Genomic DNA, 19,851 nt, shown 5'->3' on the forward strand with positions numbered 1-19,851 from the left:
AGACCATGCCGGAACTACCTGAAGTCGAGACTACCCGGCGCGGTATCGCGCCTTACCTGGAAGGTCAGCGGGTCAGCCGCGTGGTGGTGCGTGACCGGCGCCTGCGCTGGCCGATCCCGGAGGACCTGGATGTGCGTCTTTCCGGGCAGCGTATCGTTACCGTCCAGCGGCGCGCCAAGTACCTGTTGATCAATGCCGAGGTCGGCACCTTGATCAGCCACCTGGGCATGTCGGGCAACCTGCGCCTGGTGGAGCAGGGCTTGCCGGTGGCCAAGCACGAGCACGTAGACATCGAGCTGGAGTCGGGGCTGGCCCTGCGCTACACCGACCCGCGTCGTTTCGGCGCGATGCTCTGGAGCCTGGACCCGCTCAATCATGAGTTGCTCGTGCGTCTGGGGCCGGAGCCGCTGACCGACCTGTTCGATGGCGAGCGGTTGTTCCAGCTTTCCCGTGGGCGGAGCATGGCGATCAAGCCGTTCATCATGGACAACGCCGTAGTGGTGGGGGTGGGCAACATCTACGCTACCGAGGCGCTGTTCGCGGCCGGCATCGACCCGCGGCGCGAGGCCGGAGGCGTCTCCCGGGCGCGTTATGTGAGGTTGGCGATCGAGATCAAGCGGGTGCTGGCGGCGGCGATCGAGCAGGGCGGCACGACGCTGCGCGACTTCATCGGGGGCGACGGGCAGCCGGGTTACTTCCAGCAGGAGTTGTTCGTGTATGGGCGCGGGGAGCAGCCATGCAAGGTCTGCGGCACAACGCTCAGGGAGGTGAAGCTGGGGCAGCGGGCCAGTGTGTACTGCCCGCGCTGCCAGCGCTGATCATCCATGGGGCCGCCTTGCGGCCCTTCGCGGGTGAACCCGCTCCCACCTGTCTTGCACAGGGTCTCCAGAACTCTGCTGTGCTTGTGGGCGCGAGCTTCAGGCCTTGCCGGTGATCCGCTTGTACTTTTCCATCAGCTCGTCGTGGGTCTCCGGGTGAGCTTCATCCAGAGGGATGCAGTCGACCGGGCAGACCTGCTGGCACTGCGGCTCGTCGTAGTGACCTACGCACTGGGTGCACAGGTTCGGGTCGATCACGTAGATCTCTTCGCCTTGGGAGATGGCGGCGTTCGGGCACTCGGGTTCGCAGACGTCGCAGTTGATGCAATCGTCGGTGATGATCAGGGACATGGGGGCTCCGGCCGGGGCTCTTGGCCCGGGCATGTATCAAACCAGTGGGCACAATTGTGCCGCATTCGCGCCCGCAGTGCACGCCGGCGCGATGATCAGGCGGTGGGTGTCACTTCTTGAAGCGTAGGGTCAGCGCCTCGGCCACCACCGGGTGGACGAATTTGCTGATGTCGCCACCCAGGGCGGCGATTTCCCGGACCAAGGTCGAGGAAATGAACGAGTAGCGCTCCGAGGGCGTCAGGAACAGGCTTTCGACGTCCGGCGCCAGTTGCCGGTTCATGTTGGCCAGCTGGAACTCGTACTCGAAGTCCGAGACCGCACGCAGGCCGCGCAGGAAGACATTGGCACCCTGCTCCTTGGCGAAATGCGCCAGCAGGCTGGAGAAACCGATGACCTCGACATTGGGCAGGTGCTTGGTGACCTCACGGGCCAGCTCCACGCGTTGTTCCAGCGGGAACAGCGGGTTTTTCTTCGGGCTGGCGGCGACTGCGATGATCACGTGATCGAACAGACGCGAGGCGCGCTCGACCAGATCGCCGTGGCCTTTGGTAATGGGGTCGAAAGTACCCGGGTACAACACTCGGTTCATCGCGTCATCCTGGCTGGAGTGCGTTGGGGAGTCGGATGGTAGCGCAGCGACTGCTGCCCGGCCAAGTCGCACGGCCGAATGAGGGCACTATAGACAGCCCGGCCATGCATTGTCATGTGCCCCGTGCCAGGCGGGTGGCCAGGGCATCGCTGAGCTGGGCGGCGAGGGCGTAGACCGACAATTGCGGGTTGGCGCCAATGCTGGTGGGGAACAGCGAGCCGTCGTGGATCGACAGGTTCTCCAACTGGTGGTGCCGCCCCAGGCTGTCGCACACGGCCTGGCGTGGATCCTCGCCCAGGGCGCAGCCGCCCATCACGTGGGCACTGCCCAGGCGCGTGCGAAACGGCTCCAGGCGCAATTCGTCGATCAAGGCCTGCGCCTGGGGCAGGTCGGTGGTGTAGCGGGCATCGCTGTGCACCGGCATCACCTGGGTAGCGCCGGCGGCGAACTGGATGCGCGCCATGCTCAGGTAGGCCCGGCGCAGGCCATCGCGCAGGTAGTCGGTGACGGGGTAGTCGAGCACCGGCGAGCCGTCGCTGCGCAGCTCCACCTGGCCGCCCTGGCTCTGGGGGTGGAAACCATCGCGTAGCAACGCCAGCATGACATGGGTATGCGGCAGCCCAGCCATGCGTCGTGCGCTTTCCTGGCCATGGCCGCCCAGCAGCGTGCTCGCCAGCGCCGGGTGCAGCGGCGGCACTTCAAGTTTGTAGCCGATCGGCCCATCGACACCGTCGCGCCATTGGAAGTGGTCGCTGTAGATGGACTGAGGCGCGCCATAGAACGGATCGATGCGCTCGTCGAACAAGGCTGCGCTGAAATTGACCAGGTGCAGGAAGGTGCGCTTGCCCAGCCGTCGGTGCGGGTCGGGCGCCTCGGAGCGCAGCAGCAGGGCCGGGCTGTTGATGCCGCCGCCGGCCAGCACATAGTGTCGTGCGCGGACCCGTACCTGGTGCCCGGTCGGCGCCACGCCCTGGCGGTCCAGGGCCTGGCACAGCAGTTGGGTGATGCGCTTGCCGTCATGTTCGAATCGCTGCGCACGGGCCAGGTAGAGCAACTCGCCGTGATTGTCGAGGGTGGCCGGAATGCTGGTCACCAGCATCGATTGCTTGGCGTTGACCGGGCAACCCATGCCGCAGTAGCCCAGGTTCCAGCAGCCGCGCACATTGCGCGGGATCACTGCCCACCGGTAGCCGAGCACCTCGCAGCCCCGGCGCAGCACGTCGTTGTTGGGGTTAGGCGGCAGGGCCCAGGGGCTGATGCCCAGGCGTTGCTCGATGCGCTCGAACCAGGGGCGCAGGTCTTCGCTGGCGAGCCCTTTGACGCCGTGCTCCCGGGCCCAGTGCTCGAGGGTTTGCTCAGGCGTGCGGAAACTCGAGGTCCAGTTGACCAAGGTAGTACCGCCCACGGCGCGTCCCTGGAGGATGGTGATGGCGCCATCCTTGCTCATGCGCCCGAGCCCTTCCTGGTACAACTGGGCGTAGGCCTCGCTTTCCTGCAGATGGAAATCGCTGCTGGTCTTGAGCGGGCCTTCCTCGATCAGCAGCACCTTGAAACCTGCGGCGCTGAGCAGCTCCGCGCTGGTGGCGCCGCCAGCGCCACTGCCGATCACGGCGATGTCGGCCTCCAGCGTCAGGTCCTGGTCCAGACGCGAACCATCGTGGGTGATCCAGCCTCGGGCGAGGCCTTGGCGAAACGGGTCGGCGACAGGCATGGGCAAGACTCTTGGTCAGATCTTCGGTGGGCCGGGGTAGCCGCAGGCCGCCCAGGCCTCGGGGCGTTCGTACCAGGCCATGAGCAGCAGTTGCAGCAGCGAGGCGTGGCCCATGCGCAGCATGTCCAGCGAACTGTCGCGCCAGCGCCGCAAGAAGGTGTTCACCTGGGCACTGCTGGCGCTTTCCCACCCCCCCCAAATACCCGTCAACGGCCCACGGGTCAGCGGCAGGCTGAGCACGTCGAACAACTGGCGGGTGAGCTTGAGCATTTCAGGCGAGAGCGCTGCCAGCGTGTGATCCAAGCTGTGCAGCACCAGTGCTTCGCTGGCCTGGGTGCCGGCGAGCACCACCGGAATCACTGCAGCCAGCATCGGCAAGTCGTCTTCGCGCAGTACCGAGAAACCTGCGGCGGAGGTCTGCGGCGCACAGCCGATCAGGCTGGCGGTGCTCAGGAAAACGCTGGCGCCCAGGCTGAACCGAAGTAGGTCTCGGCGGTGCATGGCATCACCTCGCTCAACGGATGAACAGCTTGAAGATCAGGCGCTGCAAGGCTTTGCCATAAGGGGGATAGATCAGCCGGGCGGTGTTGAGGCGTTGCTTGGCCAGCACGGCCTTGGCCTTGCTGAAGGTCAGGAAGCCTTCATGACCATGGTAGTGGCCCATGCCCGAGGGGCCGATGCCGCCAAAGGGAAGGTCGTCCTGGGCCACATGCAGCAGCGTGTCGTTCAGGCACACGCCGCCGGAATGGGTGTTGCGCAGCACATGGGCTTGCTCGGCGCGGTCGTAGCCGAAGTAGTACAGCGCCAGGGGCCTCGGGCGCTGGTTGATGTAGGCCAGCGCCTGGTCGAGGCTGTCGTAGGGCACCAGGGGCAGCAAGGGGCCGAAGATCTCGTCCTGCATCACCTGCATGTCGTCATTCACCGCCATCAGCACGTGGGGCGGCAGGCGACGGCCCTGGCGGGGCTCGTCGGCATACAGGTCGAGCACCCGGGCGCCCTTGTCGCGGGCATCGGTGAGCAGCCGCTCCAGGCGTTGCAGTTGCCGGGAGTTGATGATGGCGCTGTAGTCGGAGTTGTCGGCGATGCGCGGGTACAGGCGGCGCATGGCGCATTGGTAGGCTTCGGCGAAAGCGTCGAGGCGCTCGCGAGGAACCAGCACATAGTCAGGGGCGACACAGGTCTGACCGGCATTGAGGCCTTTACCGAAAGCGATGCGCTCGGCGGCGGTTTCCAGCGGCACGCTGGGGGAGACAATGGCGGGCGACTTGCCGCCCAGTTCCAGGGTCACCGGGGTGAGGTTGGGGGCGGCGGCCAGCATGACTTGTCGGCCCACGCGGGTGGACCCGGTGAACAGTAGGTGGTCGAAGGGCAGGCGCGCGAAGGCCTGGCCGACTTCGACCTCGCCGAGCACGACGCTGACCAGGTCCGCCGGGAACACGCGCTCGAGCAGGGTCTTGAGGGCCAGCCCGCTGGCCGGTGTGGCCTCGCTGAGCTTGAGCATCACCCGGTTGCCGGCGGCCAGGGCGCAGGTCAACGGGCCGATGGCCAGTAACAAGGGGTAGTTCCACGGCACGATGACCCCGACCACGCCCAGTGGCTGATAGAGCACCTGGGCGCTGGCCGGCTGGAAGGCCAGGCCGACCGTGCGGCGCGAAGGTTTCATCCAGCGTTGCAGGTGACGCTCGGCGTGGCGCAGGCCCTGGATCGACGGCATCAGCTCGGCGAGCAGGGTTTCGTCGGCGCTGCGGCCATCGAAGTCCCGGTCGATCGCCTCGATCAGCGATTGCTGGTCTTGGAGCAGCGCTTCGCGCAGGCTCCTGAGCCATTGCCGACGTTGGGCCGCTGGCGGCATGGGATTGCTTGCGAAGGCTTGGCGCTGGGCGTCGAACAACGCGGCCAGGTCGAGGTCGGAATGCACAGGAAGCTGAGTGATCGGCGAGGTCATGGCTGCTCCGCTGGGGTGCTCGGTGACTAGAGCATATACTCTAATCCGTTGCCTGGACATTCAATAGGGTGCGCCAATTGGATAATTTATCGGCATTGCGGGCTCCTCTCCGTGTCATGCAGCGTGTCGAACTTTTTGCGGATAAACCCGTTCCCACCGACGTCGGCAGCTCGCTGCCTGTCTAGCGCCGCCCAAACCAACCGTGCATCGGCTGGTCGATACACCGTAAGATGACCCATCAACGAACCTGGAGCTGAGCATGGCCCCGCGCATGAAGACTCGCGAGCGCATCGTGCAGAACAGCCTGGAGCTGTTCAACCAACAGGGCGAACGGAGCGTCAGCACCAACCACATCGCCGCGCACATGGAAATTTCGCCCGGCAACCTCTACTACCACTTCCCCAACAAGCAGGCGATCATCGCCGTGCTCTTCAACCAATACGAAGAGCTGGTGGACAGCTTCCTGCGTCCGCCACAGGGGCGTGTCGCCACGGTCGAGGACAAACGCTTCTATCTCAAGGCCTTGCTGGCGGCCATGTGGAACTACCGATTCCTGCACCGGGACCTTGAGCACCTGCTCGACAGCGACCCGGAACTGGCTGCCCGTTACCGCCGTTTTTCCCAGCGTTGCCTGCAGCAGGGCCAGGCGATCTACCGGGGCTTCGTCGATGCTGGCATTCTTGCGATGGATGCCGCGCAGGTCGAGTCGTTGACCATCAACGCCTGGATCGTGCTGACATCCTGGGTACGTTTTCTCAGTACTACACGCGAACATTCCGCGCATCTGGGAGAAGAAGCCTTCAAGCGCGGTGTCTACCAGGTGCTGGTGCTCGAACTGGGCTTCGTCACTGCCAGCGCGCGTGCCGCCGTGGATGCCCTCTGCGAGGAGTTCCACGTTCCGTTCAACCAGGCCCTGGAGCAGTGACCCCGGGCTTTCGTGCTATCGATCAGGAGATTGTCATGCCTCTTGCGCAATTGATCACCCCAACGCAGCTGGCCGAGCGCCTGGGCGCGCCTGGGTTGGTGATCCTCGACTGTCGCTTTGCCCTGGAAGATGTGGACTACGGCCAACGCAGCTACGCCCTCGGGCATATCGCCGGCGCGCATTTCGCAGATCTGGAGCGAGACCTGAGCGGGCCGGTGATCAAGGGCGTGACGGGCCGTCACCCGTTGCCGGATCCGCAACGGCTGGTCGAGCGTCTGCGTGGCTGGGGTGTGGACAACGACAGCCAGGTGGTGCTGTACGACGACGGCCCGGGTGCCTTCGCTGCCCGCGCCTGGTGGCTGCTGGCCTGGCTGGGCAAGCGCGAGGGGGTGTCGATTCTCGACGGAGGCCTGAAGGCCTGGCACGCCGCGCATCAGCCGCTGAGCCTGGACCCTCCGGCCAAGCGTGAGGGCACCTTTACCGGCGCGCCGGACAACAAACTGCTGATTGACGCCGAGCACCTGGCCAAGGGGCTAGGCAATCCAGAAATGACCCTGATCGATGCCCGTGGCCTGCCGCGTTTTCGCGGTGAGGTCGAGCCGATCGACCCAGTGGCCGGGCATATTCCCGGGGCTCAGTGCGCGGCCTTCACCGACAACCTGGGGCCGGACGGGCACTTTTTGCCGGCCGAGCAGCTCAAGCAGCGTTTTGCCCAGACACTGGCAGGGCGGGCGCCAGAACAGTTGGTGGCCTACTGTGGGTCGGGCGTGACCGCCTGCCACAACTTGTTCGCCCTGGCATTGGCGGGGTACCCGCTAGGCAGACTCTACGCCGGCTCGTGGAGCGAGTGGATCAACGACCCTGGCCACGGTGTGGCGACCGGTGATTGACGCCACCTGAGGAAAGCCGGGGCGTGATACAGGCCAATCCCTTCGACGATCAAGCCCCTTGCACCAACCACTGCGGAATCCTGCGCTCCAGGTAATACCCTGGATTGCGCAGGCTCCCTTCCACGAAGCCCACATGCCCGCCCCTGCTGTGCAGTTCCAGATGCGTGTCGCGTGCCAGTTCACTCGCGGTCGGCAGGCTATGGTCGAAGACGAAAGGGTCGTCGCTGGATTGGATGATCAGCGTCGGGGTGCGGTTTTCGCCCAGGTAGTAGCGACTCGACGAGCGCCGGTAGTAGTCGTAGGCATCGCTGAAGCCGTTCAGGGGCGCGGTGACCTTGCCGTCGAAGTCCCAGAAGTTGCGTAGGTTGCGCAATGACCCGAGCCGTTCCAGTTCGGCCAGCCGCTCCACATGGCCGTTATCGCGAAAGTGCCGCTGTTTTCGTTGCACATAGGCCAGTAACTCGCGCATGAAATGCGCTTGGTAGACCTTCGAGAAACCCATCCCGATACGGTCGGCGCTTTGGTCCAGGCGAAATGGCACCGATACTGCGACCGCCGCTTGCAGTTGGCTGGCCGAGCCGCTTTCCCCCAGGTACTTGAGCAGCACATTGCCGCCCAGCGAATACCCCACCGCATAGAGCGGTGCCAACGGTCGCTGGGTACGCAGGTGGCGGATGGTCTCGGCCAGGTCCTCGCTGGCGCCGGAGTGGTAGCTGCGTGTCAGCAGGTTGGGTTCGCCCGAGCAGCCTCGCCAGTTCACTGCGACACTGGCCCAGCTATGGGCCTGCAAGGCCTGCTGCAAGCCTTTGACATAGGGGGAGTGGGACGAGCCGGTCAGGCCATGCAGCACCAGGACCACGGGGGCGTTGACTTGGTTGGGGCCGAGCCAGTCGAGGTCGAGAAAATCTCCGTCGGAAAGCCACATCCGCTCGCGGGTGCGATACAACTCAGGTGTTTTGCGCCAGAGCGGCCCCCACAAGGTTTGCAGATGTGGATTGGAGAGGCCGATGGCGGGCGTGAACTGGGCGGTAGGACTTGGCATGCTGGACAACTCGTCATGTGCTCGCCTAGCTTGCCATGAAGCGCCTCTTCAGGGGTTGCCCTATACGCCTATGGTCGGTGGCTCGGGCAACGGTTGCTGATCGACGGCAGGGCCAAGGGTGGCGAAGAAGGCCTTTTTTATATCGAGCCAGCCCCGAGCGGCTTGTCGAATGTCCTCGGGCGTCAAGGCTGCGAGTTTCTCCCGGTAGCTCGCCAGATGATTCGCTGGCAGCCCCTGATGGCTGAATGCCGCCAACCCCTTTGCCAGCACCGCATTGTCGGCCATGCCACGCATCAGCTTGCCCGCCAGCTGGTTCAGGGCCAGGTCGCATTCGGCCTGGGTGGGCCCATGGGCGATGAAGCATTCAAGCACGTTCGACACCAGGACCCTGGAGGCATCCCGGTGTTCAGGTGCGATATCCCAGCTCACCTGCCACAGGCATCCCGCATCCATCGGTTCTAATACAGCATAGATGCTGTAGGTCAGCGCGCGACGTGTGCGCAGCTCGGCGGTCAACCGGGACTCGAAGCCCGCACCCAGGATTTCATTGGCCATTAACAAGGCTGGGTAATCCTCGTCCTGTGGCCAGACATGCAGCGGGAGTGTCAGCAGCACTTGGGTGCTGGCGCCTGGACGCCCAAGATGCAGGGAGCCTGCGGTGGGCGCTGGCAGCGTCGGCGGGGGCACGGCGGCCCACTGTTGCGGCAGCGCTTGCACAAGATCATTCACCAGCGCTTCGGCCTCTTCACGGGACAGATCGCCAACCAGGCCGATGTCGAGATTGTTGGCGGAGTAGGCTTGTCGATGGAAGGCGCGCACATCGTCTGGCGCCAGGGAGCCCAGGCCATCGAGTGTTCCGGCCAGCGGGGTGGCATAGGGGTGACCTGCGAGCAGTTGCCCCATCGTGGCGTCGAATAAGCGTACATGGAGGGGCTGCAGGCTACCTTGCTGGGCACCGACAAGGCGTGCGCTGATCTTGGCGACATCGTCAGGGCGGAAGGCGGGGCGGGCGACCATCTCTGTGATCAACCGCAAGGCGCAGGTGCGCAGGTCCGGCGTGTTCAGGCTGCGTAGCGTGACGATGGCGCAGTCTTGGGTCACCTGCCGGCTCATGATCGCGCCCAGCCCCTCCAGTTGCTCGGTGAATTGGGTGGCGTTGAGCTGGGCGGTGCCTTGGTCCAGCGCGTAGAGGGCCAGGGCTGCCAGACCGGGCGTATCGCCGTCCAAGGCGCTGCCAGCCTTGAAGCGCAGCACCAGGTCGAACATCGGCCGTTCGTGGGAAGCCAGAAAACGCACGCGAGAGCCTTCTTTTGTATGCCAATGCTGTACGTCGTGCTTCACGAGCAGGAACGGGTCGAGGTCCAGGGCCTGCGCCGATGCGAGGTTGGCCAGCGTCTCGGTGAAGGTGTCCGGCGCAAGAGGGTTGCAGGTTTCGGCGTTCGCCGAGGGGGAAGAGAGATCGTTCATGCTGGCACTCCGTGCTGCAGGTAGGTTGTCGTCAGCCGCTCCCGGCTCAGGTATTCGCTGGCGACACGTTGCAGGGTGGCGCTGGTGAGGTCGCGGATGATTCGTGGCTCTTCAACGTGCCGTGCCGGATCCAGGCCGGCCGCGGCCGCATGGCCAATGAGCGTTGCCTGGTGCGCGAGGTCGTCGCGCTCGTAGAGCTGCCTGGCCAGCAGGCGCAGCTTTGCACCCTCGAGCTCTGCTTCTGGTAGTGCTGCGGTTCGAAGCGTGTCGATCAGTTGCCATACCTCGGTAGCCGCCTGCTGGACCGTGGCCCTGTCCGGGACCGTGGCGGTCGAAAGTGTCAACAGGGTGTCGCCCCGTACATGGTGGTCATAGGTGAGTTGAGTGCGTTTGAGGATGCGCTTGTCACGGACCAGTTGGCTGTACAGCCTGGCACTGTAGCCAGTGCCCAGAATTTGACAGAGCAAGCGCAGCGCCAGGTCGGTTTCCCGAGAAGGGGCGGTAGCCTGGCTCGGGACGTTGAATGACATGAACAGGCCATCCACAAGCGTGGGTTGAACGAGCGTCTGGCTGCGTTCTGCAAGCACGCCGCTGTGCCGAGGAGCGGTTTTTTCACGAAGGGGGGCGGGTGGCAGGGCCGCGAAGTAAGTCTCTACCGGGTGGCGCAGGGCTTGCGGATCGATCGCACCCGCGACCACCAAGGTCGCGTTGTTCGGTTGATACCACGTCTGGTACCACGTCCGTACCGATGCCAGGCTCATCTCTTGGAGGTCGATCGAATATCCGAAGCTGGGCGTGGCATAGGCGTTGTCCCCGTGGGCGAGCATTCGGTGCTGTTCAAATGCCAGCTGGATCGGTGAATTGTCCACCCTGAGGCGGCGTTCGTCGGCAACGGTTTTGGCTTCCTGCTCGAATGCTGCCGGGTCCAGGTTCGCGTTCTTCATGGCATCGGCCATGATCTCCAAGGCGACGGGTAGCCGTGTGGCAGGCAAGGTCATCTCGAACGAGGTGGCGTCGTCATGGGTGGTGGCATTGGCCACGCCGCCCAGGCGGGCGATCAATCGGGAGTATTGCCCAGCCGGGAGTTTGCTGCTGCCTTGGAAAATCAGGTGTTCGAGCAGGTGCGAGAGATTCGAATGCCCTGGCGGCTCATGGCTTGAGCCGACGTGGTACCACAACTGGACGACTGCCAATGGGGCGCTGTGGTCTTCATGCAGGTAGACCGAGAGGCCGTTGTCCAGCCTGAAATGATGCAAAGGGGCAGGCTTGGCTGATGCCAGTACGTCGAGACTGACGCAACCTGTGTGGGCCGGACTAGGTGGAGTTGGGGAAGGAATCATCGCTGAAGTGCTCCTCATGGGCGATAAGCCGGAGCAGCTTCAGCGAAAGAAAGGGCCCATCTGCGTTACATAAATAGGCAGACCGTCGGTTCAGCCCCGTTGCCAGAGCGCGTAATGCACCTGCCCGGTCTTTTTCTCCCGGTGCAAGCGCCAGTTGCCGGGCATCTGCAAGGTGGAAGGCGCCGCTTCGCTCTCGGTGTAGACCCAGGCGCTGTCGCTCAGCCACTGGCGATCTTCCAGCAGGTTGCAGGTGTCCGCCAGCAGGTCCTGATGGAAGGGCGGGTCGAGGAACACCACGTCGAACTGTTGTTTGGCCGGACCTTGCAGGTAGCGCAGGGCATCGGTCTGCAGGATCTGGCCACGCGGGCAGCGTAGCACTTCCAGATTGTCCTTGAGGTTGGCGATGGCCGCTGGGTTGCTGTCCAGGGCGACTGCATCCTTGGCACCGCGCGACAGGGCCTCGAGTACCAGGGCGCCACTGCCGGTGAAGGCATCCAGCACCAGGGCACCCTCGATATAGGGCGCCAACCAGTTGAACAGGGTTTCGCGGACCCGGTCCGGCGTCGGCCGCAGGCCTTCACCTTCCGGGACCGTCAGACGGCGGCTGCGCCACTCGCCGGCGATGATGCGCAGGTGTCCTGGGCCCTTGCTCTGGGCCTGGCCCGGACGGGTAGGGGTCGATGGCTTGGCCATTAGTGCTCCGGTATGCCGAGCTGCTGCTCGGCGGGTTTGTCAGTGGGCGGCGGCAGCGGTTTCTGCGCCACGGTCGGGCCGACAGTGACGATCACCAGCTTGTCCGCTGCCAGGTGCTTGTTCATGGCAGCCTTGACCTGCTTGACGGTCAAGGCCTGGGACTGCTGCATGAAGTCCTCGAGCCAGGTCAGCGGCAGGTTGTAGAAACCGATGGCGCCCAGTTGGCCGACGATGCTCGAGTTGCTGGCGTTCGACAGCGGGAAGCTGCCGGCCAGCTCGCGCTTGGCATCGTCCAGCTCTTGCTGGGTGGGGCCGGTCTCGAGGTAATCGGCGAGGATGTCCTGGACCAGCTTGAGCGTGCCTTCGCTCAGTTCGGCGCGTGTCTGCAGATTGATCATGAACGGTCCGCGCACCTGCATGGGGCTGAAGGCCGAGTACACGCCATAGGTCAGGCCGCGCTTCTCGCGCACTTCGCTCATCAGGCGGGTGCCGAAAGCGCCGCCGCCGAGGATCTGGTTGCCCAGGGACAACGCCGGCCAGTCCGGGTCCTGGCGGTCGATGCCCAGCTGCGCCAGCATCAGGTGGGTCTGCTTGGACGGGAAGTCGATGTGGGTCAGGCCCGGCTTGGGCTCTGTCGGCTGAGCAGGCTTGGCCAGCGCCGGCCCCTTGGGCAGCGCGCTGGAGACCTGGGCGGCGATGGCTTCAGCCTCGGCCCGGCTCAGGTCACCGACCAGGGCGATCACGGCATTGCCGGCAGCATAGGCCTTGGCGTGGAAGGCCCGCAGCTGCGCCAGGGTAATGCCAGGGATGCTTTCGGCGCTGCCATCGCTGGAGTGGGCGTAAGGGTGGTTGCCGTAGAGCTGGTTGAACAGGGTCTTGCCGGCGATCTTGCCCGGGTTCTGCTTTTCGTACTCGAAGCCGGCCAGCAGCTGGTTCTTGATGCGCTTGAGGGCGTCATCCGGGAACGTCGGCTTGCCCACCACTTCGGCGAACAGTTTCAGAGCCGGCTCGCGCTTGTCCGGGGTGCTCAGGCTGCGCAGGGTGGCCACGGCCATGTCGCGGTAGGAGCCGTTGCCAAAGTCTGCCCCCAGGCCTTCGAAGCCTTGGGCGATGGCGGTCACGTCCTTGCCGGCCACGCCTTCGTTGAGCATGGCGTTGGTCAGGGTCGCCAGGCCCGGCACATCGCCATCCTGGCTGCTGCCGGCCGCGAAGGTCAGGCGCAGGTCGAACATCGGCAGCTCACGCGCTTCGACGAACAGCACCCGCGCGCCCTCGGCGGTACTCCAGCTTTGGATGTTCAGTTGTCGCCGACTGGGCGCCTTGCCGTCCAGCTCGGCCAGCGACTGCAACGTATTGGCCGGGCGCGCCGCCGTGTCCTGGGCCTTTGCGGCGTTGTCCGACTGGGCCGGGCGGGCCAGCACGAGGGCCAGGGCCACGACCAGGGTGATGATCCCGAGGCCGAACAAGGTGTAGCGGGGGGCGCTGCGATCACTCATGAGCGGACTCCTCGGGCAGTACATGGGCAACGCTCAGGCGTTCGCGGGTGAAATAGGTGCGTGCGGCGTCCTGGATGTCCTGCGGGGTCACGCGCTTGAGCTCGTCCAGCTCGCTGTCGATCAGCTTCCAGGACAGGCCCACGGTTTCCAGCTGGCCGATGGTGGTGGCCTGGCTGCTGATGGAGTCACGGTCGTAGACCAGCCCGGCGATCACTTGGGCGCGCACGCGTTCGAGCTCTTCGGTGGTGGGCGGGGTGGTCTTGAGTTCGTCGAGCAGTTGCCAGACGCCTTTCTCGACGTCGGCCAGGGTTTTCTGTTTCTGCACGTTCGGCGTGGCCGAGATCATGAACAGGCTGTCGCCCCGGGTGAAGGCGTTGTAGCCCGACGAGGCGCCGGCCACCAGTTCCTGGCCGCGCTCCAGGCGCGACGGCATGCGCGCGCTGTAGCCGCCATCGAGCAGGGCCGAGATCAGTCGCAGGGCATTGACCGCGCGTGCATCCTTGGCGGTGGCCAGGCTGGGCACGTTGAAACCGTAGATCAGGCTTGGCAACTGGGTGCGTACGTGCAGGGTCAGCTGGCGCAGGCCAGGCTTGGCCAGTTCCAGGGGCAGCTTGGCGGGTGGAACGGCCCGCTTGGGGATGGCGCCGAAGTACTTCTGCGCCAGGCCCTTGACCTCGTCGAGGGTGACATCGCCGACGACTACCAGCGTGGCATTGTTCGGTGCGTACCAGGATTCATACCAGTGGCGCAGTTCCTCGACCTTCATGCGCTCGAGGTCGGCCATCCAGCCGATGGTCGGTGTGTGATAGCCACTGGCCGGATAGGCCATCGCGCGAAACAGCTCATAGGCCTTGGCATTGGGCTGGTCGTCCGTGCGCAGGCGGCGTTCTTCCTTGATGACTTCGATTTCGCGGGTGAACTCATCGGCCGGCAGGCGCAGGCTCGCCAGGCGGTCGGCTTCGAGCTCCAGGGCCACCGGCAGGCGGTCGCGGGCCAGCACTTGGTAGTAGGCGGTGTAGTCGTCGCTGGTGAAGGCGTTTTCTTCAGCGCCCAGGTCGCGCAGGATGCGTGAAGCTTCGCCCGGACCGATCTTGGCACTGCCCTTGAACATCATGTGCTCGAGAGCATGGGACAGGCCGGTCTGGCCTGGCGTCTCGTAGCTGGAGCCGACCTTGTACCAGATCTGCGAGACCACCACCGGTGCGCGATGGTCTTCGCGCACGACCACTTTCAGGCCGTTGTCGAGGATGAACTCGTGGGTGGGTTGCGGATCGGCGGCAAGGGCCGCGAACGGCAGGCAGAGCGTGCTGAGCAACAGGCCAGCGGCGCGGCGGGCTAGAGCATTCATACGTTGGATAACCTGTACGGCGGCCCGCAGGGTTTAGCGTCGGCGGGCCAGGAGGTGCTAGGATACTGATCCGGTTGCCTGGCGACCATGCCTGTCGCCGTTCTGGCCCGCAGGCCTGACGACAAAATATTGCGCATGAACCAGCCGGATTCAAAATAGTCTGTTCTGCGTTTAGAGAATTCCCGATGCGCCGCTGATGGCCCATCGCTACCCTGAGATAGCCGTCTTCCATGTTTGGTTCCAACGACGACAAAAAAGCGCCGGCCGAGGCTGGCGAAAAGAAAGGCCTGTTCAGCTGGTTTCGCAAGAAGCCGCAGCAACCTGTCGCCGAACAGCCGCAAACCCCTGAACCGCAAACCGTAGAACCGGCCGCGCCGCAGGCTTCCGTAGAGCAGCCCGAGGTTGTTCCGGCCGAGCCGGTGGCCCCGGTCATTACAGCACCGACCCCAGAGCCGGTCGCATCCGAGCCTTTGCAGGCCCCGCAGCCTGAGCCGGTCGCGTCCATGCCGCTGCAGGCGCCTGCTCCGGAGCCGGTCGCCTCCGCGCCTGTACAGGCCGTGCCGCCAGTGGTCGCGCCTGCGGCGCCGGTGAGCAACCTGGTGCTGCCGGTGGCCGAAGAGCCCGTGGCCCTGGTCCCGGACCTGGAGCCCAAGGCCCCGCCCGTCATTCCTGAGCGTCCAGTGGTCGAGGTGGCCCCGGTGGCCACTCCCGAGGCGCCCAAGGCACCCGTCGAGCCAGCACCGACACCGCGTGAGCCCGAACCAGAGCCGGCCGAGGCTCCCGCGCCGGCTGTCGCCGAACCCGCCAAACCCGGCTTCTTCGCCCGCCTCAAGCAGGGCCTGTCCAAGACCAGCGCCAGCATCGGCGAAGGCATGGCCAGCCTGTTCCTGGGCAAGAAGGCCATCGACGACGACCTGCTCGACGAGATCGAGACCCGTCTGCTGACCGCCGACGTCGGCGTCGAAGCCACTTCGGTCATCGTCCAGAACCTGACGCAGAAGGTCGCCCGCAAGCAGTTGGCCGACGCCGATGCCCTGTACAAGTCACTGCAGGAAGAACTGGCCGCCCTGCTGCGCCCGGTCGAGCAGCCGCTGAAAGTCCAGGTCCAGAACAAGCCGTACGTGATCCTGGTCGTGGGCGTCAACGGCGCCGGCAAGACCACCACCATCGGCAAGCTGGCCAAGAAGCTGCAGCTTGAAGGCAAGAAGGTCATGTTGGCCGCTGGCGATACCTTCCGCGCCGCGGCGGTGGAGCAGTTGCAGGTGTGGGGCGAGCGCAACCAGATTCCGGTCATTGCCCAGCACACCGGTGCGGATTCCGCCTCGGTGATCTTCGACGCCGTGCAGGCCGCCAAGGCACGGGGCGTCGATGTACTGATCGCTGATACCGCCGGTCGCCTGCACACCAAGGACAACCTGATGGAAGAGCTCAAGAAGGTCCGTCGGGTCATTGGCAAGCTCGACGCCGAGGCGCCCCACGAGGTGCTGCTGGTGCTCGATGCCGGCACCGGCCAGAACGCCATCAGCCAAGCCAAGTACTTCAACCAGAGCGTCGAGCTGACAGGCCTCGCCCTGACCAAGCTGGACGGCACCGCCAAGGGCGGGGTGATCTTCGCCCTGGCCAAGCAATTCAACCTGCCGATCCGCTTCATCGGTGTCGGCGAGGGCATCGACGACCTGCGCACCTTCGAGGCCGAGCCGTTCGTCAAAGCCCTGTTTGCCGAGCGGGAGCACCCATGATCCGATTCGAACAGGTTGCCAAGCGCTATCCCAATGGCCATGTCGGCTTGCATGAGCTGAGCTTCCGGGCGCGCCGGGGCGAGTTCCTGTTCGTCACCGGGCACTCGGGCGCGGGCAAGAGCACCTTGCTGCGTCTATTGCTGGCCATGGAGCGTCCGACCAGCGGCAAGCTGCTGCTGGCCGGGCAGGACCTGGGCCAGATCAGCAATGCGCAGATCCCGTTCCTGCGCCGGCAAATCGGCGTGGTGTTCCAGAACCACCAACTGCTGTTCGATCGCACCGTCTTCAACAACATCGCCCTGCCGCTGCAGATTCTCGGGCTGTCCAAACCCGAGATCGCCAAGCGCGTGGACTCGGCCCTGGAGCGTGTGTCCCTGAGCGACAAGGGCGAGCTGTTCCCGGCCGACCTGTCAACGGGCCAGCAGCAGCGGGTGGGTATCGCCCGTGCCATCGTTCACCAGCCGGCCTTGCTGCTGGCAGACGAACCTACCGGTAACCTGGACCCGCGCCTGGCCGCGGAAATCATGGGCGTGTTCGAGGACATCAACCGCCTGGGGACCACCGTATTGATCGCCAGTCACGACCTGGCGCTGATCGCGCGCATGCGGCACCGCATGCTGACTCTGCAGCGCGGTCGTCTGATCGGCGATGGGGAGGCCGGGCAATGACCACTACACGTACGCCTAAGGTATCCGAGCGTGTTGCGCCGAAGGCTGCCGATCCGCAGCCGTCCAAGCAGCGCGGCGGTCACGATGACGATGGCCCGGATTTTCGCAGCCTGCTGCACGCCTGGCTGGAGAGCCACCGCGCCAGCCTGATCGACAGCTTGCGCCGCCTGGGCAAGCAGCCGATCGGCAGTTTCTTCACCTGCCTGGTGATGGCCGTGGCCCTGAGCATGCCCATGGGGCTGTCGTTGCTGCTCAAGAACGTCGAGAAGCTCGGCGGCTCCTGGCAGCGCGCCGCGCAGATTTCCTTGTACCTCAAGCTCGATGCCGGCAGCCGTGAAGGCGAAGCGCTGCGCGACGAGATCAAAGGCATGCCCGGTGTGGCCGATGCCCAGTACGTCAGCCGCGAGCAGGCGCTGGAGGAATTCCAGCAGCAGTCCGGTTTGGGCGAGGCCCTGCGCGAGCTACCGGACAACCCGCTGCCTGGCGTTGTGGTGGTGACTCCGACAGAGGTCGACAAGCCGGCTCTGGAAGCCCTGCGCCAACGGCTGTCGGAATTACCGCGAGTCGAAGTGGCACAGCTGGATCTGGTCTGGGTCGAGCGTCTGGCGGCGATTCTCAAGTTGGGTGACCGGTTTGTCTTCGGCTTGGCTGTTCTGCTGATTTCGGCGCTGCTGTTAGTAATCGGTAACACAATTCGTCTACATATTGAGAACCGCCGCATCGAGATCGAAGTGATCAAGCTGGTGGGCGGCACCGACAGCTATGTGCGCCGGCCTTTCCTCTACATGGGTGCGCTCTACGGCCTGGGTGCCGGCGTGTTGGCGTGGGGGATCCTGGCGTTCTCGCTGGACTGGCTCAACGACGCGGTTGTTGACCTTTCCGGGCTGTACGGGAGTGATTTCGCACTGGCAGGTGTGCCGGGGTCAGATGGACTTTCGCTCTTGATCGGTGCTGTACTGTTGGGGTATATCGGTGCGTGGATCGCGGTCGCTCGTCACCTGAACGAGCTGGCACCACGATAATGTTTTTGCGCCAGCATTGACTTTTTTACCATTCTGGGAACTTTTTTTGTGGTTCCCGGTCAATGTTGGCAGTGCCCACAAGGCGCGAGTTTAGTAAGTCGGAGGTTCTTGAATGACCAATTCGTTGCAGCCTGCATATGCCCTGGTTCCCGGTGCAAACCTGGAAGCCTATGTGCACACGGTCAACAGCATTCCCCTGCTGACGGCCGAGCAGGAGCGTGAACTGGCCGAGCGTCTCTACTACGAGCAGGATCTCGAGGCCGCTCGGCAAATGGTGATGGCCCACCTGCGTTTCGTCGTACATATCGCTCGTAGCTATGCTGGCTACGGGCTGGCCCAGGCCGACCTGATCCAGGAAGGTAACGTCGGCCTGATGAAGGCGGTAAAGCGTTTCAACCCGGAAATGGGCGTGCGTCTGGTGTCCTTCGCGGTGCACTGGATCAAGGCCGAGATCCATGAGTTCATCCTGCGCAACTGGCGCATCGTCAAGGTGGCCACCACCAAGGCCCAGCGCAAGCTGTTCTTCAACCTGCGCAGCCAGAAGAAGCGTCTGGCCTGGCTGAACAATGAAGAAGTCCATCGCGTGGCCGAGAGCCTGGGTGTCGAACCCCGTGAAGTGCGCGAGATGGAAAGTCGCTTGAGTGGCCAGGACATGGCTTTCGACCCGGCGGCCGAGGCCGACGACGACAGCGCTTTCCAGTCGCCTGCGCATTATCTGGAAGACCACCGCTACGACCCGGCCGTACAGCTGGAAGATGCAGACTGGAGCGACAACTCCACCAGCAACCTGCACGTTGCGTTGCAGGGTCTTGATGAGCGCAGCCGTGACATCCTCTATCAGCGTTGGCTGGCCGAGGAAAAGGCAACGCTGCATGAGTTGGCGGACAAGTACAGTGTTTCGGCCGAGCGGATTCGCCAGCTGGAAAAGAACGCAATGAACAAGGTCAAGGCGCTGATCACAATCTGATCAAGTCCTGGCCGTACACGAAAAGCCGCTTGCCTTTGGGCATGCGGCTTTTTTTTGGCTTCATGAAAGGGGCGGGTGGTCTTCGCTGCGGATTCTCAAGGGCGCAGTTGCATCAGGTAGCTCGGCCCACCCAGTTGGCTCATCTGCCGGCGAATCCACCCAGCGCGGCTGGCGACATAGGCGCTGGGCCGGCTGGCGCTCCATTTCAGCGGGCTGGGCAGTACGGCAGCCAGTTGAGCGGCCTGCTGGCGGGAAAGACGGTTGGCATCGACGCCAAAGTGGTAGCGGGCAGCAGCCTGTGCCCCGAACACACCCTTGCCCCATTCGGCGCTGTTCAAATAGACCTCGAGAATCCGCTCCTTCGACCAGAACAGCTCGATCAGCCCGGTGAACCAGGCCTCCAGGCCTTTGCGCAGCCAGCTGCGGCCGGACCAGAGGAACAGGTTCTTGGCGACCTGCTGGGTCAGGGTGCTGGCACCCCGGATCTTGCCGCCGCGCTCGTTGTAGGCCAATGCAGCCTGGATCGCCGGCAGGTCGAAGCCCCAATGGCTGGCGAACTTCTGGTCCTCGCCAGCAATGACTGCGACTTTGAGGTCGTCGGAGATCCGTTCCCAAGGCGTCCATTCACGCTGCAGGTCGATCGGCTCGCCGTTGACCCAGGAATGCACCTTGCGCTCGACCATCAGCGCCGTGCCCGGTGGCGGTATCCAGCGCAGGGCCAGCACCACGACGATGCTGCCGGCGGCGAACCAGAGCAGGGCGCGGGCGAGGCGACGGATAAGGGATGACAGCATGGTGATGGCTTGGCCGGACCGTTGGAACCGGCCATTATACAGACCC

The 19,851-nt window shown here is 64.5% G+C and carries 19 protein-coding genes; 7 read left to right on the forward strand and 12 right to left on the reverse strand.

Annotated features, from left to right (window positions below):
* The first annotated feature begins 5 nt into the window (after positions 1-5).
* On the forward strand, positions 6-818 hold the full coding sequence (mutM, locus tag ABOA88_RS09955) for a bifunctional DNA-formamidopyrimidine glycosylase/DNA-(apurinic or apyrimidinic site) lyase (protein ID WP_337156891.1): 813 nt from the start codon (positions 6-8) through the stop codon (positions 816-818).
* A 99-nt stretch (positions 819-917) separates the two neighbouring features.
* Here mutM and ABOA88_RS09960 read toward each other — a convergent pair whose 3' ends face one another.
* The 5 genes from ABOA88_RS09960 to ABOA88_RS09980 all read right to left on the reverse strand — a co-directional run bounded on the left by ABOA88_RS09960 (position 918) and on the right by ABOA88_RS09980 (position 5,414).
* On the reverse strand, positions 918-1,169 hold the full coding sequence (locus ABOA88_RS09960; RefSeq protein ID WP_043208655.1) for a YfhL family 4Fe-4S dicluster ferredoxin: 252 nt from the start codon (positions 1,167-1,169) through the stop codon (positions 918-920).
* A gap of 109 nt (positions 1,170-1,278) precedes the next feature.
* Positions 1,279-1,758 (reverse strand): pantetheine-phosphate adenylyltransferase, encoded by a 480-nt coding sequence (coaD, locus tag ABOA88_RS09965; RefSeq protein WP_043208653.1) that lies wholly within the window; start codon positions 1,756-1,758, stop codon positions 1,279-1,281.
* Positions 1,759-1,870: 112 nt separating this feature from the next.
* Positions 1,871-3,469, reverse strand: coding sequence for a GMC family oxidoreductase (locus tag ABOA88_RS09970; protein ID WP_196171037.1), 1,599 nt, complete (start codon positions 3,467-3,469; stop codon positions 1,871-1,873).
* 15 nt (positions 3,470-3,484) lie between these two features.
* Positions 3,485-3,970 carry a twin-arginine translocation pathway signal protein gene (locus tag ABOA88_RS09975; RefSeq protein WP_196171036.1) on the reverse strand — a complete coding sequence of 162 codons (486 nt, stop codon included), beginning with the start codon at positions 3,968-3,970 and terminating at the stop codon, positions 3,485-3,487.
* Positions 3,971-3,983: 13 nt separating this feature from the next.
* Complete coding sequence (locus ABOA88_RS09980; RefSeq protein ID WP_367851508.1) at positions 3,984-5,414, reverse strand: coniferyl aldehyde dehydrogenase; 1,431 nt, start codon at positions 5,412-5,414, stop codon at positions 3,984-3,986.
* A gap of 259 nt (positions 5,415-5,673) precedes the next feature.
* Here ABOA88_RS09980 and ABOA88_RS09985 point away from each other — a divergent pair, with 259 nt between their 5' ends.
* Positions 5,674-6,339, forward strand: a complete 666-nt coding sequence (locus ABOA88_RS09985; protein ID WP_043208646.1) for a TetR/AcrR family transcriptional regulator — start codon at positions 5,674-5,676, stop codon at positions 6,337-6,339.
* Between the two features lie 35 nt (positions 6,340-6,374).
* Positions 6,375-7,229, forward strand: coding sequence for a sulfurtransferase (locus ABOA88_RS09990; RefSeq protein ID WP_196171034.1), 855 nt, complete (start codon positions 6,375-6,377; stop codon positions 7,227-7,229).
* Between the two features lie 49 nt (positions 7,230-7,278).
* Here the strand turns inward: ABOA88_RS09990 and ABOA88_RS09995 are convergent, their stop codons facing one another.
* The 6 genes from ABOA88_RS09995 to ABOA88_RS10020 all read right to left on the reverse strand — a co-directional run bounded on the left by ABOA88_RS09995 (position 7,279) and on the right by ABOA88_RS10020 (position 14,615).
* On the reverse strand, positions 7,279-8,271 hold the full coding sequence (locus tag ABOA88_RS09995; protein ID WP_196171033.1) for a hydrolase: 993 nt from the start codon (positions 8,269-8,271) through the stop codon (positions 7,279-7,281).
* A 60-nt stretch (positions 8,272-8,331) separates the two neighbouring features.
* On the reverse strand, positions 8,332-9,738 hold the full coding sequence (locus ABOA88_RS10000) for a M16 family metallopeptidase (RefSeq protein ID WP_367851509.1): 1,407 nt from the start codon (positions 9,736-9,738) through the stop codon (positions 8,332-8,334).
* On the reverse strand, positions 9,735-10,994 hold the full coding sequence (locus ABOA88_RS10005) for a M16 family metallopeptidase (RefSeq protein ID WP_367851510.1): 1,260 nt from the start codon (positions 10,992-10,994) through the stop codon (positions 9,735-9,737). The genes ABOA88_RS10000 and ABOA88_RS10005 overlap by 4 nt, the downstream gene beginning before the upstream one ends.
* 174 nt (positions 10,995-11,168) lie before the next feature.
* Positions 11,169-11,771: a 16S rRNA (guanine(966)-N(2))-methyltransferase RsmD gene (rsmD, locus tag ABOA88_RS10010; RefSeq protein ID WP_196171030.1), complete on the reverse strand. Its 603-nt coding sequence runs from the start codon at positions 11,769-11,771 to the stop codon at positions 11,169-11,171.
* Positions 11,771-13,267, reverse strand: coding sequence for a M16 family metallopeptidase (locus ABOA88_RS10015; protein WP_196171029.1), 1,497 nt, complete (start codon positions 13,265-13,267; stop codon positions 11,771-11,773). Before ABOA88_RS10015 ends, rsmD begins: the two co-directional genes overlap by 1 nt.
* The gene (locus ABOA88_RS10020) at positions 13,260-14,615 is read right to left on the reverse strand and encodes a M16 family metallopeptidase (protein ID WP_196171028.1); all 1,356 of its coding nucleotides are present in this window, start codon (positions 14,613-14,615) and stop codon (positions 13,260-13,262) included. Before ABOA88_RS10020 ends, ABOA88_RS10015 begins: the two co-directional genes overlap by 8 nt.
* Positions 14,616-14,845: 230 nt before the next feature.
* Between ABOA88_RS10020 and ftsY the strand changes: the two genes are divergently transcribed.
* The 4 genes from ftsY to rpoH all read left to right on the forward strand — a co-directional run bounded on the left by ftsY (position 14,846) and on the right by rpoH (position 19,011).
* Positions 14,846-16,354: a signal recognition particle-docking protein FtsY gene (ftsY, locus tag ABOA88_RS10025; protein ID WP_367851511.1), complete on the forward strand. Its 1,509-nt coding sequence runs from the start codon at positions 14,846-14,848 to the stop codon at positions 16,352-16,354.
* Entirely contained in the window at positions 16,351-17,022 is a 672-nt protein-coding gene (ftsE, locus tag ABOA88_RS10030; protein ID WP_043208636.1) for a cell division ATP-binding protein FtsE, read from the forward strand. The genes ftsY and ftsE overlap by 4 nt, the downstream gene beginning before the upstream one ends.
* Positions 17,019-18,044 carry a permease-like cell division protein FtsX gene (ftsX, locus tag ABOA88_RS10035; protein ID WP_043208634.1) on the forward strand — a complete coding sequence of 342 codons (1,026 nt, stop codon included), beginning with the start codon at positions 17,019-17,021 and terminating at the stop codon, positions 18,042-18,044. The genes ftsE and ftsX overlap by 4 nt, the downstream gene beginning before the upstream one ends.
* A gap of 112 nt (positions 18,045-18,156) precedes the next feature.
* On the forward strand, positions 18,157-19,011 hold the full coding sequence (rpoH, locus tag ABOA88_RS10040) for an RNA polymerase sigma factor RpoH (protein ID WP_043208632.1): 855 nt from the start codon (positions 18,157-18,159) through the stop codon (positions 19,009-19,011).
* Between the two features lie 95 nt (positions 19,012-19,106).
* Here the strand turns inward: rpoH and mtgA are convergent, their stop codons facing one another.
* The gene (mtgA, locus tag ABOA88_RS10045) at positions 19,107-19,805 is read right to left on the reverse strand and encodes a monofunctional biosynthetic peptidoglycan transglycosylase (RefSeq protein ID WP_196171026.1); all 699 of its coding nucleotides are present in this window, start codon (positions 19,803-19,805) and stop codon (positions 19,107-19,109) included.
* Between the last annotated feature and the right edge of the window lie 46 nt (positions 19,806-19,851).

Source organism: Pseudomonas sp. PKS (genome assembly GCF_051913525.1).
GTDB classification, from domain to species: domain Bacteria; phylum Pseudomonadota; class Gammaproteobacteria; order Pseudomonadales; family Pseudomonadaceae; genus Aquipseudomonas; species Aquipseudomonas guariconensis_D.